This is a genomic window from Paracoccus tegillarcae, assembly GCF_002847305.1.
Taxonomy (GTDB): Bacteria; Pseudomonadota; Alphaproteobacteria; order Rhodobacterales; family Rhodobacteraceae; genus Paracoccus; species Paracoccus tegillarcae.
In genome coordinates this window covers 2598557-2614980 of sequence record NZ_CP025408.1, presented here as the reverse complement: position 1 = coordinate 2614980, position 16424 = coordinate 2598557, and the positions used below count along the sequence as shown (strand labels likewise).

Below are 16424 nucleotides of genomic sequence, written 5' to 3'. Positions count from 1 at the left end.
GATCAGGACGATGATGTCTTGGCCGCGTCCTGATTTGCATCGCCGATCAGGCGGCGATGTTTACGCGCCTCGACCTGCATATCCTCGAACCGCTTGATCCCCTTGGCGGCCAGTGCGGGGATAAGTTGCAAAAAGGCCTGCGCCGTCGCCTCCGTATCGCCCATGGCGGTATGGCGCAGTTCTTCGGGGATGGTGATCTGCAACCGCTCGCACAGTGCGTCCAGCGTATGCGGCGCGGATTGCCCCCAGACCATGGCCGACAGCAGCACCGTATCCAGCACCCGATTGTCGAAATGCGCGCCGGTTTCGGGCGCCGCGCTGTGCAGCATGCCCATATCGAAAGGCGCGTTATGGGCGACCAACGCCGCGTCCTCGGCAAAGTGGTGAAAGGCGACAAGGGCCGCGGCCATATCCGGCGCGTCCTTTACCATCTGATCGGTCACGCCGTGGATCTTGGTCGAGGCAGGCGGAATCGGGCGGCCCGGATTGACCAGCGTTTCAAACCGCTCGCCGGTCAGACGCCCGCCTGCGATGCGCACACCCGCGATCTGGACAATTCGGTCGGTGGGTTCCAGCCCGGTGGTTTCGGTGTCAAAGACCACACAGGTCAGATCGGCCAGTTGGCTTGACGCCGCCCCGCGCGAGGCCAGCGCGAAATCATAGGTCAGCCCACCCGATACATCCGCCTCGGCGGCGCGCGGCAAAGGCAGGACCAGCCGGGCGGGGCCTGCGGGGTCGTCATGCTCGGCCCAGATGCCGGTTGCCTGTGCCGCCAGCAAATCGGCCCCGCTGAGATCGGGCTGATCGTGGTCGGGCGGCTCGGCCAGCCATGCCTCAAGCCGGTCCATGGGCAACGCAGCGCCCTGCCATTCCAACAGCAGCCTGACCTCGGCCGCGTCCGCCGTATCCACGACCAGCCGGGGCGCGTGACCTTGCGCCCGCAAATGCCCGTCCAACGCACGCAGCAGCGCGTTTACCGGCCCCGCCTGTGCCTGCACCGACAGTCGCGGCAATGGGGCGCCGCCTGTATCCAGACCAACAGCCAGTTCAGCCAGTTGCGCGCAGGCACCGCTGTCATCGGGCTTATCGGCATCGGACAGGCTGCGCATGGCATTTGCCAATCCCTGCCCCTCTGCCCGGATCGCCTGTGCCAGCGCGGGCGGGATGGGCCCGTCCAGAACCTCCAGCATCGGCACCAGGGTCGCCGCGCGTCGGCGCAGCGCCTCGAAGGCTGCACGGGATTCGGGCCGTGCGGCGGGCCGGTCGCGCAGGATCAGCAGCGTGCCATCGTCCATCAACCGCATCCGCCCGGTCAAGCGGGTACCATCCACGGTCAGCGCCGTCAGGTCGGTGGCCGCGACCCCGCCATCAACCAGCCGCACCCGCGCCGCATCCAGCGCGCCCGAGCGCAGATGCCGGGCCAGCGGCCGATCCAGCCCCAATCCCGGCATCATCCGTCCGGCTGCGGCATTGTAAAAGACCACCCGACCGGCCGTATCGGTCATCACCGCCGCCGCCCCGAAATCCGACAGGATCGATTCCAGCGCTGCCTTTTCGCGCGCCTGTTCCGCAGCATGGTCCTGCATCGCCTGCGCCAGCGCCTCGGCCGAGCGCGCCCGCGCCTCGGCGGCATCCCGTGCGGCAGGCCCCAGATCGGCCAGATAGCGCGCCTGATCCAGATCGGGCGATTGGCCCGTGCGCAGCCCGCCGGCCAGCGTCTCGATCGGATGGGCGACGAAACGGTCGAACAGGAACCAGACCGCGACAATCGCCAGCACGGCGCCCAGCCCGGCGATGAAACCTGCCAGCACCATCGGCGAGGTCGCCTCGCCCATGTCGATCCCGGCTTGCGACATACGCCGCGCCTCGACCCAGAGCGCAAAGAGAAACACGGCCAGCACCGTACCCGCCAGCCCTGCAAAGATCAGCAGGACCCGCAAGCGCAGTGACAGCCCGGTCAGCATGGCGGCGCCAGCAGCCGCGCCATTTCGGCGCGCAGCTCGGACAGTTCGAACGGTTTGGCAATGAACCCGTCGGCCCCCAGTGCCAATCCCTTGCGCCGCTCGACCACTGAACCCCGCGCCGTCATCATCAGCACGCGCGTTTCGGCAAGGTCCGGATCGGCGCGCATTTCCTGCACGATCTGATAGCCCGAGACTTCGGGCAGCATCACATCCAGCAAGACCAGATCGGGGCGTTGCTCGCGGATCGCCTGCACCGCGCCGGCACCACTGGCCATGCGCGAATGATCATGCCCGTCGCGCGACAACAGGTAATCCAGCGCCAGCGCGATATTGTCCTCGTCTTCGATCACCATGATGCGCGCCATTACCCCTCCTCGCCGCAGATATAGGCAAAAGCCGGATCGCCCTCGGTCACTGACATCCAGTCGGCAGAGCCGGGCCGGATCCGTCCGCCCACGCAGTCAAAATCCTGCCCCACCACCAGCATCGGCCCGCGCCGCTCGACCAGGGTGATCTGGGCGCTGGCGGCGTCAGCGCCGCTGCGTTCGATGCTGGCCGGGTCAAGCGCGGCAAAGCGGGTGGTGATCGGGAACAGATAGGTCCAGGGCGCCCAGGGCATCTTGTCGGTGCCGGTCAGCAGGATCTCGGTATCAGCCGGCAGACGGCCCTTGGCGCGTTCGAACCAGGAGTAATCGTTCCAGACCGAATAGCCGATCATCGCCAGCCCGATGCCCGCGGCCAGGATCCAGCGCGGCAGCACCAGCCCCGCCTTTCGCGCCGCATGCAAGGCCGCATAAAGAACCGCCGCCGCACCGATGCCGACCGCGATCACACCCAGTAATTCGACCCCGACGCCACTCATCCCAGTATCCCCTTGCCCTGGCCGATGGCCGATTGCATGCCGCGCACCACGACGAAAGCGTCCCGCAAATGGCTGCGTTCCAGATCTGACAGATCCGCCGGCGACACGTAGTTATCGGGTTTGCGACCCGCGCGCACCAGATGCGCCTGATTTTCCAGCCGCAATGTCTGGATCAGGTCATATGCCGCAACCAGATCGCGGGCGCCACTGCCCGAAAGCACGCCGACATCCTCGGCCTCCAGCAGCCGTGTGCGTGTGTTCACCGCTCTGATCCGCCCTTGCAACGCATAAACCCGCGCAAGGTCCGTCACCGGCACGACGCCGTTATGTTTCATGTCGATGTGATGGCGATGCTCACCGCTGCGGATTGTGGCAAAGCCGCCGATCATCCCCAGCGGAGGCCGATGTTTGAGCGAGTTCGATATCATATGCGCCACAAAGATCGAGTTCTTGGACGCAAGCTGCAGTGTTTTGGACTGCAACCCGGCCAGCAGGCTGGCATCGCCGCCGATGGCGCGCAGATCGAACATGACACTGGCCAGCATCTGCGCCTCGGGATCGGGACGTTCGATCCAGCCGCGAAAATAGCTGCGCCAGACCGAGACCGGCTGACGCCAGCGTGGGTTCGTCGCCATCATGTCGCCGGGGCAATAGACATAGCCGCATTCGTTCAGCCCATCGCTGACGATGCGCGCGAATTCCGTGAACCAGGGATCGTCCGGATCGGTGCCGTCCTCAAGGATCAGGCAATTGTCCTGATCGGAAACGCCGGTCTGGTCCTGCCGCCCCTGACTGCCGCAGGCCGCCCATAGCCAGACTGCCGGCGCCGGCCCCAATTGGGCCTCGGCCAGGATCAGCAGGCGGCGCGTCACCGCATCGGCGATGTCGGTGATCATCCGGGTAATGACCTCGTGTCGCTGATTGGCGGCAACAAGGCTGACCAGCAGATCGGGGATTCGCGCGGTCACCTGCGCCATTTCATCAGCCGATCCGGCATCGGCCAGATCGCGGATCAGGACCGAGGCGCTGACCGCCTGCACACGGGTCAGATCGGTCTGGCTGATCATGCCGACAAAGCGGCCCTGATCGACGACCGGCAGGTGGCCGATCTTGCGTTCCAGCATCACGTTCAGCACATCATAGCCCAGGGCCGAGGGCGGCAGCGTGATGGGATCGCGGGTCATCATCTGGCTGACCGGGTGGCTGCCATCCAGCCCCGCGGCCACCACGCGGTTCGACATGTCGCGAATCGTCACCAGCCCGACCAGCGCATCTTTCGCATCGGTCACGCCGATACTGCTGACACCGGCATCGCGCATCATTTCGGCGGCTCGCCTGACGGGCGTGTCGGGGCCGCAGACCAGTGGCTTGCGGGTCAACAGATCGGCGACTTTCAGCGTCGCGATCTGGGCGCCGCGTGTCTGCGGCGTGCGACCGCGATCAAAAAACCGCGCCACCGCTCGGTTTTGGGCGATGAGTTCCAGCAACGCCTCGCGCGGCAGCATCCACAGCACCGCATCCTCGATGATCCGGGCCGTGGTCACGGCCACGCCGTCGCGCAGCAAGCCGCGTTCGCCAAAGCTGTTTCGTGGACCAAGTTCGGAAACGGAATCGCCGTTGCGATCGCTGACGGCCACGCGACCGCTTTCGATCAGCCAGACACCGGCCAATGGGTCGCCATATTGGTAAACGACCGTTCCAGAGGGAATTTCCCTGCGGCTGAAGGAATTGGCGACCCGCGCCAATTCGTCCTGCGGCAGGCTGTCATAAGGATGGACGGAAGAGAGGAATCCTGATGCGTCGGACATGTGTCATCCCCTGAAAGCGGAACGGCCGCGCCCCGAAAGGGACGCGGCCAGAGCAGGTTTAGTGCGCGACCGCACCCCCCGAGCCACGAGGCACGCGGATCGATTCGACCAGTTCGACCACTTCGACCGGCGGTTCCTCGGTGGCATTGGAAACCACATAGGCCACGATGAAGTTGATCAGAGCGCCGATCACACCGAAGGATGCAGGCGAGATACCGAACACCCAGTTCGCTGCGACATCTTCCAGCATGTTGGTCCCCGAGATGAAGAACCAGCCCTTGTAGGTGAAGATATAGAGCAGCGTCGACAGGATACCTGCAAGCATCCCCGCAATTGCACCTTCTTTGTTGATGCGCTTGCTGAAGATACCCATCATCAGAACCGGGAAGATCGATGATGCCGCAAGACCAAAGGCAAGTGCCACGGTCTGCGCCGCAAAGCCCGGCGGGTTCAGACCCAGGATCGTTGCAACCAGAATGGATGCAGCCATCGAGATCCGGGCGGCCATAAGTTCGCCCTTTTCACTGATGCCTGGGTTGATCGCGCCCTTGATCAAGTCATGCGAAACCGCACCCGAGATCGCCAGCAACAGGCCAGCCGCGGTTGACAGTGCAGCAGCCAGACCGCCAGCGGCGACAATTGCGATCACCCAACCGGGCAGGTTCGCGATTTCCGGATTGGCCAGAACCATGATGTCGTTGTTCACGGTGGTCAATTCGTTGCCCTGCAGACCCTGTTCAGCGGCCATTTCGGCAGACGGACCTTCGGTCACAGCGTCGTTGTAGTACTGGATCAGGCCGTCGCCGTTCTTGTCTTCCCAATTCAGAAGACCGGTGACTTGCCAGTTCCGCATCCACTGCTTGTCGTCGTCGTTCTCGATCGAGTCCAACGTGACCGCAGGCTGACTGTAGGTGTCGCCCGTCTCTGCACCCGGCCACATGGTCGAGGTCAGGTTAAAGCGCGACATCGAACCAACAGCAGGTGCGACGGTGTAAAGCAGCGCGATGAAGACCAGTGCCCAACCCGCCGATTTACGTGCGTCCGAAACCTTCGGCACGGTGAAAAAGCGGATGATGACGTGGGGCAGACCAGCCGTACCGATCATCAGCGCCAGAGTGAACAACACCATGTCCAGCGTGGATTTGTGGTGGCCGGTATAGGTCTTGAAGCCCAGATCGACGACGACCTGATCCAGCGTGGCCAGGAACTTGCCACCGCCTTCGTTCAGCGTACCGAACAAGCCGGTTTGCGGCAGAACATGGCCGGTCAGTTGCAGCGCAATGAAGATCGCCGGAATGGTGTAGGCGATGATCAGCACGACATATTGCGCAACCTGCGTGTAGGTGATGCCCTTCATGCCGCCCAGAACCGAGTACATGAACACCATCGCCGCGCCGATCCACAGACCGGTCGAGTTCGACACTTCCAGATAGCGCGAGAAGGTCACGCCAACGCCGGTCATCTGACCGATCACATAGGTGATCGAGATGATCAGCAAGCAGATAACGCCGATGATCCGCGCGGTCTTGGAATAGAAGCGGTCGCCAATGAATTCCGGCACGGTGAACTTGCCGAATTTCCGCAGGTAAGGTGCCAGCAGCAGTGCCAACAGCACATAGCCGCCCGTCCAGCCCATCAGATAGGTCGAGTTGTCATAGCCGGTAAAGGCAATCAGACCCGCCATCGAGATAAAGCTGGCAGCCGACATCCAGTCAGCAGCCGTCGCCATGCCGTTCATGACCGGGCTGACGCCACGGTTGGCGGCATAGAATTCAGCCGTCGAGCCTGCACGGGCCCAGATCGCGATGCCGATATAGACCGCGAAGCTCAGGCCGATGAAGATCAGGTTTAGAGTAAATTGATCCATGATGGCCCCCTATTCATCCACGCCATGTTCGCGGTCGAGCTTGTTCATGCGCGCCGCGTAGAAAAAGATGAGCACGATGAATACCAGGATCGAGCCTTGCTGCGCGAACCAGAAACCCAGATCAGTGCCGCCGATCTTGATACCCGAAAGCAACGGCCGCAGGATGATCCCGAAGCCGTAAGACACCAAGGCCCAGATGGCGAGGCAGATCCAGATGATCCGCAAGTTCGCCTGCCAGTAGGCATTTGAAGATTGTTTGTCACTCATGTCCCTAGGTTCCTCCCTGTTCAGACATGTCCCTCATTCCGCCCGTTTGGTTGTTCTGCACGCCCCGTGTCCGGGCGAGCAGACCGGGGCGCGATGGCAAGGGCCTGTCAGCCCTTGTTCATTCGGTTGGCGATCAGATCATCCACGACCTCTGGCTCTGCCAGTGTCGAGGTGTCGCCCAATGCGCCGTAATCGTTTTCAGCAATCTTGCGCAGGATACGCCGCATGATCTTGCCCGAGCGCGTCTTGGGCAGGCCGGGCGCCCATTGGATCAGATCCGGGCTGGCAATCGGGCCGATTTCGCTGCGCACCCATTTGACCAGTTCCTTGCGCAGATCCTCGGACGGTTCGATCCCGTTCATCAGCGTGACATAGGCATAGATACCCTGCCCCTTGACGCTGTGCGGATAGCCGACCACGGCGGCCTCTGCGACTTGTTCATGGGCGACCAGGGCGGACTCGACCTCTGCCGTGCCCATGCGATGACCCGACACGTTGATCACATCATCGACGCGGCCGGTGATCCAGTAATAGCCATCCTCGTCGCGGCGGCAGCCATCACCGGTAAAGTAATAGCCCGGATATTGCTGGAAATAGGTTTCCATAAAGCGCTGGTGATCACCCCAGACCGTCCGCATCTGGCCAGGCCAGCTATCGGCGATGCACAGGACGCCCTCGGCGGGATTGCCCTCTTGCACCTTGGCCGATTCCGCGTCCAGGATTTCCGGCTTCACGCCAAAGAACGGGACGGTTGCCGATCCCGGCTTGGTCTCGGTGGCGCCCGGCAGTGGCGTGATCAGGTGGCCGCCGGTTTCGGTCTGCCACCAGGTGTCGACAATGGGGCATTTCCCCTTGCCGACATGTTCGTTGTACCAGTTCCAGGCCTCGGGGTTGATCGGCTCGCCCACGGTGCCCAGCAGACGCAGGCTGGAAAGGTCGTGCTTTTCGACGAATTCTTTCCCCTTGCCCATCAGCGCCCGGATCGCGGTTGGCGCTGTATAAAACTGGTTGACCTTGTGCTTGGCACAAACTTCCCAGAAGCGGCCAGCATCGGGATAGGTCGGCACGCCCTCGAACATCAGCGTCGTCGCACCATTGGCCAGCGGGCCATAGACGATATAGCTGTGGCCGGTGACCCAACCCACATCCGCCGTGCACCAGTAGATGTCGCCGTCGTGGTAATCAAAGGTGTATTGATGGGTCATGGCGGCAAAGACCAGATAGCCGCCGGTGGTATGCACCACACCCTTGGGCTTGCCGGTTGAACCGCTGGTATACAGCACGAACAGCGGGTCTTCGGCGTTCATCGCCTCGGGCTCGCAATCGGTGCTGGCCTCGGCCATCAGCGCGCGCAGGTCGATGTCGCGGCCTTCGGTCCAGGTCGTCTGGCCGCCGGTATGCTTGACAACCAGGCATTTCACCCGGTCCGAGCAGCCCAGCAACGCCTGATCGGCATTGGATTTCAGCGCCGTCTTGCGGCCGCCACGCGGCGCCTCGTCGGCGGTGATCAGGATATTGGCGCCTGAATCGTTGATCCGGTTGGACAGCGCATCGGGGCTGAAGCCCGCAAAAACGATCGAGTGGATCGCGCCGATCCGGGCACAGGCCAGCATGGCATAGGCCGCCTCGGGGATCATCGGCAGATACAACACCACCCGATCACCCTTTTTGACGCCCATGTCGCGCAGGACATTGGCCATCCGGTTCACCTGCTCGCCCAGATGGCGATAGGTGATGTGCTGAGCCTCATCATCAGGGCTGTCGGGCTCGAAGATGATCGCTGTCTGATCGCCGCGCGTCGCCAGATGACGGTCGATACAGTTCGCCGCGACGTTCAACTGACCGTCCTCGAACCATTTGATACTGACATTGCCAAAGGTGAAATCGGTGTTCTTCACCTTGGTGTAAGGGGTGATCCAATCCAGCCGCTTGCCCTCGCGCCCCCAGAACGCATCAGGATCATCAATCGATTCGGCATATAGCCGGGTGTAGTCACCCGGCCCCGCATGGGCATTTTCAAACCCCTGTGGAATGGCATATTTCTCAGTAGCTTCGGCACTCATGACGCCCCTCCTCCTCATGGCCAGCGCGCTGTGTCCGCCCCTCTGCCAGCCAAGATGCCGGACAGGGTCGGATCGCAGGATGCCGCCATGTTAATCACAAAGCACCCTTTCACGTAAACCATTTTTTTAAATAGATAATTTTGTAAATTTATTCACCAGATGTATACGGTTCTTGTAAATAATTCACAAAAACGCGAGTTCCACCATGCAAAAGCGCCGCCACGGTAAAAACCATGGCGGCGCGGTCAGTCAGATGTGTCAGACGCTAGTCCAGATCGTCCATCCTCAATTGAACGACGACGCGGCCCTTGACCGCCTGACCCCAATTCAGCCGCAACTGGCGCTTGGCGGCGCCGACTTCCGTTTCGACCCAGGGCGTATCCTGAACCTGCGCGCCGCCCGCCAGTGTCAGCGGACTGGTCAGCAGCACCGACTTTGCGTTCTTGGCCCAGCTTTGGAACGGCAAACCATCCAGCGCGGGCAGCGTCCAGGTCTTGCTGGCGGTGCTTTGCATATGGGTGATCGTCAGCGGGTTCTGGACAAAGTTCGTGACCCCCACAAGGCTGTTGCCCGAGAAATGCACGTTGCGCATCCGGTTATAGTTCAGATCGCCGAATGAGGTATCGACACGTTCGATCCGGTCGATCTTGTTATACAGCGATTTGAACACGTTGCCCGACACGTTCAGCCCGTGGATGAACTGCCCGCCACCAAACGGCTTGATCACCAGCCATGAAAACCAGGGCACGGTATGGTCGCACAGAAAGCTGTTATTGGTGATCGTCAAACCGCCAAAGCTGAAGCCCCCGCCGGTAAAGGTCGGATCGACCGAATGCTCGTTGGTCCATTCGATCGAGGCATTGTCGACATAGTTGCCGCTGATCGTGATCATCGGATTGACCAGCGTCAGAACCAGGCCGGCGGTGCGCAGGCCCTCCTCGGCGCTGTCGCCCTGAAACCAGTGGTTGCCGGTGATGATATGGCCGCCACCATGGGCAACCATGAAATGCGCGAACCGGACAAAGCGGTTGTTGCGGATCTTGACGTCATTGGCGTTGACGTTGATCCCGACTGCCGTGCGCTGCTGCGCCAGCAAGGACCCCTCGGAAGAGCGAAAGTCGCACTGATCGACCTGCAAACCCTGACAGCCCCGCCCGATAGAGGTGATTGCGCGATCCTTTGGCTCTTCGAACATGCAATCGCGAAAGGCGAACAAGCCGCCATCGCGCGGCAGCATCACCCCGCTGGCATGGCGGTCGGCATTGAAGACCACATCAAGGAAACTCACCCGCTGGATCGAACTTACCAAAGAAAAATCAATCATGTAGCGATAGCGATGAAAGCTGTAGCTGCGGGTCCCGGACCCGCCATGCAAAGGCTGGGACAGTGTGATCGTCCGCTGCGAGATGTTGCGATCGCGCACATAGACCTCGCGTCCGACACCACTGCCCTGAACGCGACTGCCGATCTCGATCGCAGCAACATTGCCGACATTGGTCAGCGTCTCTGAATCAGCGATGTCATAGGTTCCTTGACTGCTGACGCTGCGCGTATCCCAGGCCGGGCCTTCGACGGCGCGAATTTCACCATTGGCGATATTGCGGCGGGTAAAGAAGTTCTGCAGTCCCGGCGCCACCTCATTGACGATGATCGGCTCGGTCAATTCGATGCGTCGCCCGCACAGGTCAAGCGTGACATGATCTGTAAAGCCGAACAGCGCCTGCAACGCCTTTTTCAACCCCAGTGTCTCGTCGCCAAAGGCATCCGCATAAGTCGGAAAGTCAAAGCTGTGCAAAAAGACCACCCGAACAGCGGTCGGGGCGGTCAATTTGCCCGTAAAGCGGATGGGCGCATTGATAGAGATGCTGTTGCCGATGAAAAAATTGCCCTCAGGCACCAGAATACCGCCGCCCCGGCTGGCACTGTCGGCCGCCGCGAATGCCGCGTGGTCATTTGTAACACCGTCGCCCACAGCGCCGTAATCGCGCACATCGACCCAATCGATCAGCTCGGGGATAAAGGCCGAGGTCACGTCCTCGATGCGGATCGATTCGATCCGCACCGAACCGCCATTCGGTCCGGTCAGGTCCAGCCCGAAATGCCCATAGATCGGCACCGTGCCCCAGCTCAGATCAACGCCGTTGCGCGCGCCCACACCAATGATCGCACTGATCTCGATGATCTCGCCATAGTTCGGCAGTGCCACGGCCTGCGCCGCCTGCGGCACGTTCGAGACATTGTTGCGCTGACTGTCGCCTGCAAAGGCCGCGATGCGGGCATTGGGCAGCGCCCCCGCCATCGCCTTCAACCGCGCCGAGACGCGCAGATAGACGCCCGGAATCATGGGCGTTTCACCCCGAAAACGAATCCGGGTGGTTGTCGAGGTCTTATAGATTTCCAGACAACGGCCGAAATCCTGATCGGCGGGCACGATGGCCGCGTTCGTCGCCTGCGACCAGCTTTCGCTGCCCGGCGTCCCGTCTTCGCTGGACCAGACGCTCAGCCCCGCGCCAAATGCCGGCGGCATCAGTTGCAAGCCGTCGGTGATCGCTATGTTCATCGCCCATTCTCCCAATCCAGGTCTGCTGGCGGCAGGCCGCATGACCGGATGAAGAAATAGTTGATGAAACGTTAACCCGTGGTGAAGCCCGCGCGCGCCGCAACGGCGCCGCGCGCAACAGGCAGATGTCAGGCGTCGGCCGTGATCAGGTCACCGGCCAGCGCATGTTCGATCAGCGTGCGCGTCTCTGCCACGCCATAAAGCGCGATAAAGCCGCCGAACCGCGGCCCCTGATCGGCACCCAGCAGCACCTGGTAAAGCGCCGAGAACCAGTCCCGCAGCGGTTCGAACCCGTGTTCCTTGCCGACAGCAAAGACCATGCTTTGCAGCGTTTCCGCGTCCGCAGGCTGATCCCAGCCTGCCAGCCGACCCGCCAGATCCTCCAACGCGCGGCGCTCGATGTCGGTCGGTTCGCGGAATTGGCGCGTGGGCGCAACGAAATCGGTGAAATAGCGCACGGCGAACCCGGCGGCCTGGTCCAGACCGGGATGCGACTCGGGGCTGGCATCCGGCGCATACCGCTGGACAAAGCCCCAGAGCCCGTCCTTGTCAGTGGCCCCCGCGACCGACGCGAGGTTCAACAGCATCTGGAACGGCACCACCATATCCGAGGCCGGCACATTGCCGCCGTGAATATGCCAGACCGGATTGGCAGCCTGCTGCTCTGGCGTCTGATCGGGATAGGCGCGCAGTTGCTGGTGATATTCGTCGACCGCCTTGGGGATCACATCGAAATGCATCCGCTTGGCCGTCTTGGGCTTCTGATACATGAAGTAGGACAGGCTTTCGGTCGAGGCATAGGTAAGCCATTCGTCGATAGAAAGCCCATTACCCTTTGATTTGCTGATCTTTTGACCGTCCTGATCCAGGAATAGCTCAAAGGTGAAATGCTCAGGCTTGCGCCCGCCCAAAATCTCGCAAATGCGGTCATAGATCGGCGTATTGGTGCTGTGATCCTTGCCGTACATCTCGAAATCGACATCCAGCGCGGCCCAACGCGCACCGAAATCGGGCTTCCACTGCAGTTTCACATTTCCGCCGGTGACGGACAGAGTCGTTTCCTCGCCATCCTCATCAAAGGTGATGGTGCCATTCGCAGCATCCACATGCTTGATCGGCACATACAGCACCTTGCCCGTCTTCTGGCTGATCGGCAGGAAGCAGCTATAGGTCTGCTGACGCTCTTCGCGCAGACTGGCCAGCATGACCTTCATGATCTCGTCATATTTCTCGCAGGCACGCAGCAAAACCGCGTCAAACCGGCCCGAACGATAGAATTCGGTCGCACTGATGAATTCATATTCGAACCCGAACGTGTCGAGGAACCGCCGCAGCATGGCATTGTTGTGATCGCCAAAGCTGGGATATTCGCCAAACGGATCGGGAACCGTCGTCAGCGGCTCTTGCAGATGGTCCTGCAACAGCTTGTTATTCGGCACATTTTCAGGCACCTTGCGCATGCCGTCCAGATCGTCCGAGAAACAGATCAGCTTGGTCGGGATATCGCTGATTTCTTCAAAGGCGCGACGGATCATCGTCGTCCGCGCAACTTCGCCAAAGGTACCGATATGCGGCAATCCCGAGGGACCATAGCCCGTCTCGAACAGCACATAGCCCTTTTCCGGCGGCGCCTTTTCATAGCGTTTCAGCAACCGGCGCGCCTCTTCAAAGGGCCAGGCCTTGGAAGTCATCGCGGCATCGCGCAGGGTTGTCATCTGAATTCTCCGTCGACAGGGGTGCGGCGGGCATATTGAAACCTCGACCTATCGTCAATAATTTGCGGGCATAGCACGGAGATTTGCATGACCACCGACCTGCCCTCTTTCTCGCCCGGCGATGCGCTGGTCGCCGTTATGGTCGCCACCTCAGCGTCCGACGAGACCATGCGGACCTCGGAACTGGTGGCCATTCAGCGCATGGTCGATCACCTGCCCGTCTTCAGCGACTATGACGACAGCCGCATCCGCGCCGTCAGCCAGACTGTGATGTCGCTGTTTGAGGAAGAGGACGGGTTGGATGCTCTCTTCGGGCTGATCCGCGATGCCCTGCCCGAGCGCCTGTATGAAACCGCCTATGCCATGGCCTGCGATGTCGGCGCCGCTGATGGCAGACTTTACGCGGGCGAGATCGCGCTGCTGGCGGAAATTCGTCACGAATTCAATATCTCACGCTTGCACGCAGCGGCTATTGAGTTATCGGCACAGGTTCGGCACCGGACGTTGTAACGGCCGGCGCGGGATCGGGCGCGACCCAGGTCTCGACCAACTCTGCCTGCAGGGTTTTCGCACGCTTGGTCCAGGTCGAGACGCCGGCAGGCAGCTCTTGCCCTTCGGTGCGCGCCCGACGTGGCAAATCGGCGCAAAGCACCGCAAAGACGATCTCGCGCCCGCCCTGCGACCCTGTCGCATAACCTGCCAGATTTGATACGAAATTCAGCGTTCCTGTCTTGGCCTCGATCCGTGCGCTGTGCTCAGGGGTGCGGCCCAATGTATCGACGAGAGGATCGTCCTTCATCAGCGCCCGCAGACCATTTTTCTGGCCATAGCCTGCCATCAATCGTGCTAGCCCGCCGGCTGTGACGCGACTGTCGGCAGAAAGTCCCGAGTGATCCGCAAACACCACCTCGCCGGTGCCGCCTGCATCCTGCCACCACGCGCGCATCGCTGCGCCCGACGCTGCCAGACTTGCAGCGCCACTGGCATGCAACCCGACAACCTCGGCCGTCAGATTCGTCGAATAGCGCATCATCCCGATCAGTATGTCGCGCAAGGCCGGGCTCTCGACCGCGGCAACCTCTTCCGCATTGGGCAGGTCGGCCAATACCTCCGGCGATGGCAACACCAGCCCGCGCGCCCGGCACAGCGTCTGGAACACGTCGCCAGCATACAGTTCCGGTTTGCGCACCGGCAACCAGCGGCTGCCCGCCCGCCCCATCGAAGCGCGCGACACAAGCCAATGCTCGCGCCTTTCATCGGCGGAATAGGTAAACAGCGCCTGCTGCACAGCGGCACGGGCGGTGATCGTATAGGCACGGGGCGAATGCGCATCGGCGCGCGCCTCCAGCGTCAGTTGATAGTCGCCGCCGGCTTGCCGCCACCCCAGATACACACGGTTGAAATTCAGGATCATCCCCGAGATCGCGGGATTATAGGACAGGTGAACAGCCTGACCCGGCTCCAGTTCCTCGATGCGGGGCAGCGCGCCGCCCCAGACGGCAAAACGCGTGGGCGTTTGCTGCCCGGTCGCCACCAACGCATCGGCCAGCCGCGCCAGATCATCCGTCGTCAGAACCGGATCACCGCCACCGGCCAGCACCAACATATCCCCGACCCGCATCACCCGCGTGCGAAATCTGTGATCGCCGCCAAGCCGGTCCATGGCATACAGCGCGGTCACCGCCTTGAGCGTGCTGGCGGGCGGCAGCGGCAGGTCGGGCTGCTCTGACCGGATCATTTGCCCTGTCGTCGCGTCGAGGGCGGCATATGCGACGCTGCCGCCAAGCCCGGCGCGATTGACCAGTGCCTTGGCCGACGGCGCGGGCCGGCGCGGTGGGCGCACAGGGCCGCCAAGCAGAACCTCCTGCGCTCTGCCGGGCGTTCCCGCGACCAGAATGGCTGCGGAAGCCGTCAGAAAAGCACGCCGGTTCAGCCCATTCATGCGGTAACGCCCCTGTTTATTGCTGCCTGCGGGTTATAGCGTAAGGCATCTTGTTAGAAACCAGTGATAACGTAACTACCCATGAATCTGCAGAAGATCTTACAGGAATTCATCACGCTTTGGGTCGTGATCGACCCGATCGGCACGCTGCCAGTCTTTCTGGCCGTGACCGCGGGCATGTCGGTCACCGCATCGCGACGCCTGGCTGTCCGCGCCGTGACTGTGGCTTTCATGGTTCTGCTCAGCTTCATCGTGCTGGGGCAATTAATGCTGGAGGCACTGGGTATCTCTTTGGCATCGTTCCAGATTGCGGGCGGCATCGTGTTGTTTCTGTTCGCTCTGACCATGATCTTCGGCGACTCAAAACCAGACCGAGAGGTTGCCGATGAAAGCGAGCATCCCGATGCCTTTATCAAGGAAAAGTCGGTCTATCCGCTGGCCATGCCGTCGATTGCATCGCCCGGCGCCATGCTGGCCGTGGTGATCCTGACGGATAACGACCGATTTTCGATCTCTCACCAGTTCATCACCGCAACTCTTATGGCGCTGATCATGCTGGTCGTACTTGCGCTGCTGCTGCTGGCGCATCCGATTCTGCGGCTGATCGGCACGACCGGGGCATCCGTGATCAGCCGGGTGATGGGGCTGCTGCTGGCGGCGGTTGCTGTTAACGCGGTGTTGACGGCATTCGTGCAGATCGGCGTTTTGCCCGCGCTGCCTTAGCCGGCGCGGGCCTTGCGTGCAGCCCGCGCCCGCAGGGCGGTCGAGGACAGGTTCGACATAGGCACATTGATCATCACCCAGCAAGGAGGATGGCTAACGGCCAGTTCTCGCGCCCGATATTCCGGCAGCCGATACCGTCGCAGCACCTGCGCGGCGACCGAATTGCGCGCTGCCAGCCGCGACCCGGGTCTGGCCAGAACCCCGATCGGTACACGGCTGGCGATCTCGCGCCAGCGATCCCATTGATTGAACTGCACCATATTGTCGGCCCCCATCAGCCAGACGAACTTCACCGCCGGATAAAGCCGCTGCAGTTCGGCAACCGTGTCAGCGGTCATCCGCGTCGTCAGTCTGGCCTCGATCCCTGTCACGATGACGCGGGGATCCTGCATCAACGCACGTGCTGCGCTCAGCCTTTGCTCCAGGGGCGCCGGCCCGCGCTCTTTCAGCGGATTGCCGGGGCTGACCAGCCACCAGACGCGATCCAGCCCGAATCGGCGCAACGCCTCTTCGGTGATGTGGACATGCCCTTCATGCGGGGGATCGAACGAGCCGCCCAGCAATCCGACGCGCAGTCCCGGGCTGCCCATGGGGAAATGATGTCTCATTCTCGCGGTGTAGCCTGCCGTAGAGGGCGATCCAAGATGCGGCTG

At 61.8% G+C, this 16424-nt stretch carries 13 protein-coding genes; 2 read left to right on the top strand and 11 right to left on the bottom strand.

Annotation, left to right across the window (positions count from 1 at the left end):
• Nucleotides 1-2 precede the first annotated feature (2 nt).
• The 9 genes from CUV01_RS12755 to CUV01_RS12715 form a co-directional block, all read right to left on the bottom strand.
• Complete coding sequence (locus tag CUV01_RS12755; protein ID WP_101460813.1) at nt 3-1964, bottom strand: exonuclease domain-containing protein; 1962 nt, start codon at nt 1962-1964, stop codon at nt 3-5.
• On the bottom strand, nt 1958-2329 hold the full coding sequence (locus CUV01_RS12750) for a response regulator transcription factor (RefSeq protein ID WP_101460812.1): 372 nt from the start codon (nt 2327-2329) through the stop codon (nt 1958-1960). The genes CUV01_RS12755 and CUV01_RS12750 overlap by 7 nt, the downstream gene beginning before the upstream one ends.
• Nucleotides 2329-2826 (bottom strand): hypothetical protein, encoded by a 498-nt coding sequence (locus CUV01_RS12745; protein ID WP_101460811.1) that lies wholly within the window; start codon nt 2824-2826, stop codon nt 2329-2331. Before CUV01_RS12745 ends, CUV01_RS12750 begins: the two co-directional genes overlap by 1 nt.
• Nucleotides 2823-4634 carry a DUF294 nucleotidyltransferase-like domain-containing protein gene (locus CUV01_RS12740; protein WP_101460810.1) on the bottom strand — a complete coding sequence of 604 codons (1812 nt, stop codon included), beginning with the start codon at nt 4632-4634 and terminating at the stop codon, nt 2823-2825. The genes CUV01_RS12745 and CUV01_RS12740 overlap by 4 nt, the downstream gene beginning before the upstream one ends.
• A 58-nt stretch (nt 4635-4692) precedes the next feature.
• Nucleotides 4693-6501: a sodium:solute symporter family protein gene (locus CUV01_RS12735; RefSeq protein WP_101460809.1), complete on the bottom strand. Its 1809-nt coding sequence runs from the start codon at nt 6499-6501 to the stop codon at nt 4693-4695.
• Nucleotides 6502-6510: 9 nt separating this feature from the next.
• Nucleotides 6511-6768, bottom strand: a complete 258-nt coding sequence (locus CUV01_RS12730; RefSeq protein ID WP_101460808.1) for a DUF4212 domain-containing protein — start codon at nt 6766-6768, stop codon at nt 6511-6513.
• A gap of 107 nt (nt 6769-6875) precedes the next feature.
• Nucleotides 6876-8831: an acetate--CoA ligase gene (acs, locus tag CUV01_RS12725; RefSeq protein WP_101460807.1), complete on the bottom strand. Its 1956-nt coding sequence runs from the start codon at nt 8829-8831 to the stop codon at nt 6876-6878.
• 265 nt (nt 8832-9096) lie between these two features.
• On the bottom strand, nt 9097-11391 hold the full coding sequence (locus tag CUV01_RS12720) for a glycosyl hydrolase family 28-related protein (RefSeq protein ID WP_101460806.1): 2295 nt from the start codon (nt 11389-11391) through the stop codon (nt 9097-9099).
• Nucleotides 11392-11519: 128 nt separating this feature from the next.
• The gene (locus CUV01_RS12715) at nt 11520-13106 is read right to left on the bottom strand and encodes a lysine--tRNA ligase (protein ID WP_101460805.1); all 1587 of its coding nucleotides are present in this window, start codon (nt 13104-13106) and stop codon (nt 11520-11522) included.
• 87 nt (nt 13107-13193) lie between these two features.
• On the opposite strand from CUV01_RS12715, the gene CUV01_RS12710 reads away from it, so the two are divergent.
• Nucleotides 13194-13616 (top strand): tellurite resistance TerB family protein, encoded by a 423-nt coding sequence (locus CUV01_RS12710; RefSeq protein WP_101460804.1) that lies wholly within the window; start codon nt 13194-13196, stop codon nt 13614-13616.
• Here CUV01_RS12710 and dacB read toward each other — a convergent pair.
• A complete protein-coding gene (gene dacB, locus CUV01_RS12705) occupies nt 13576-15048 on the bottom strand; it encodes a D-alanyl-D-alanine carboxypeptidase/D-alanyl-D-alanine endopeptidase (protein WP_101460803.1) in 1473 nt (490 codons plus the stop codon). The two genes, CUV01_RS12710 and dacB, sit on opposite strands and share 41 nt — an antisense overlap.
• 81 nt (nt 15049-15129) lie before the next feature.
• On the opposite strand from dacB, the gene CUV01_RS12700 reads away from it, so the two are divergent.
• Nucleotides 15130-15771 carry a MarC family protein gene (locus CUV01_RS12700; RefSeq protein WP_101460802.1) on the top strand — a complete coding sequence of 214 codons (642 nt, stop codon included), beginning with the start codon at nt 15130-15132 and terminating at the stop codon, nt 15769-15771.
• Here the strand turns inward: CUV01_RS12700 and CUV01_RS12695 are convergent.
• Nucleotides 15768-16379 (bottom strand): nicotinate-nucleotide adenylyltransferase, encoded by a 612-nt coding sequence (locus CUV01_RS12695; protein ID WP_101460801.1) that lies wholly within the window; start codon nt 16377-16379, stop codon nt 15768-15770. The genes CUV01_RS12700 and CUV01_RS12695 overlap by 4 nt on opposite strands.
• Between the last annotated feature and the right edge of the window lie 45 nt (nt 16380-16424).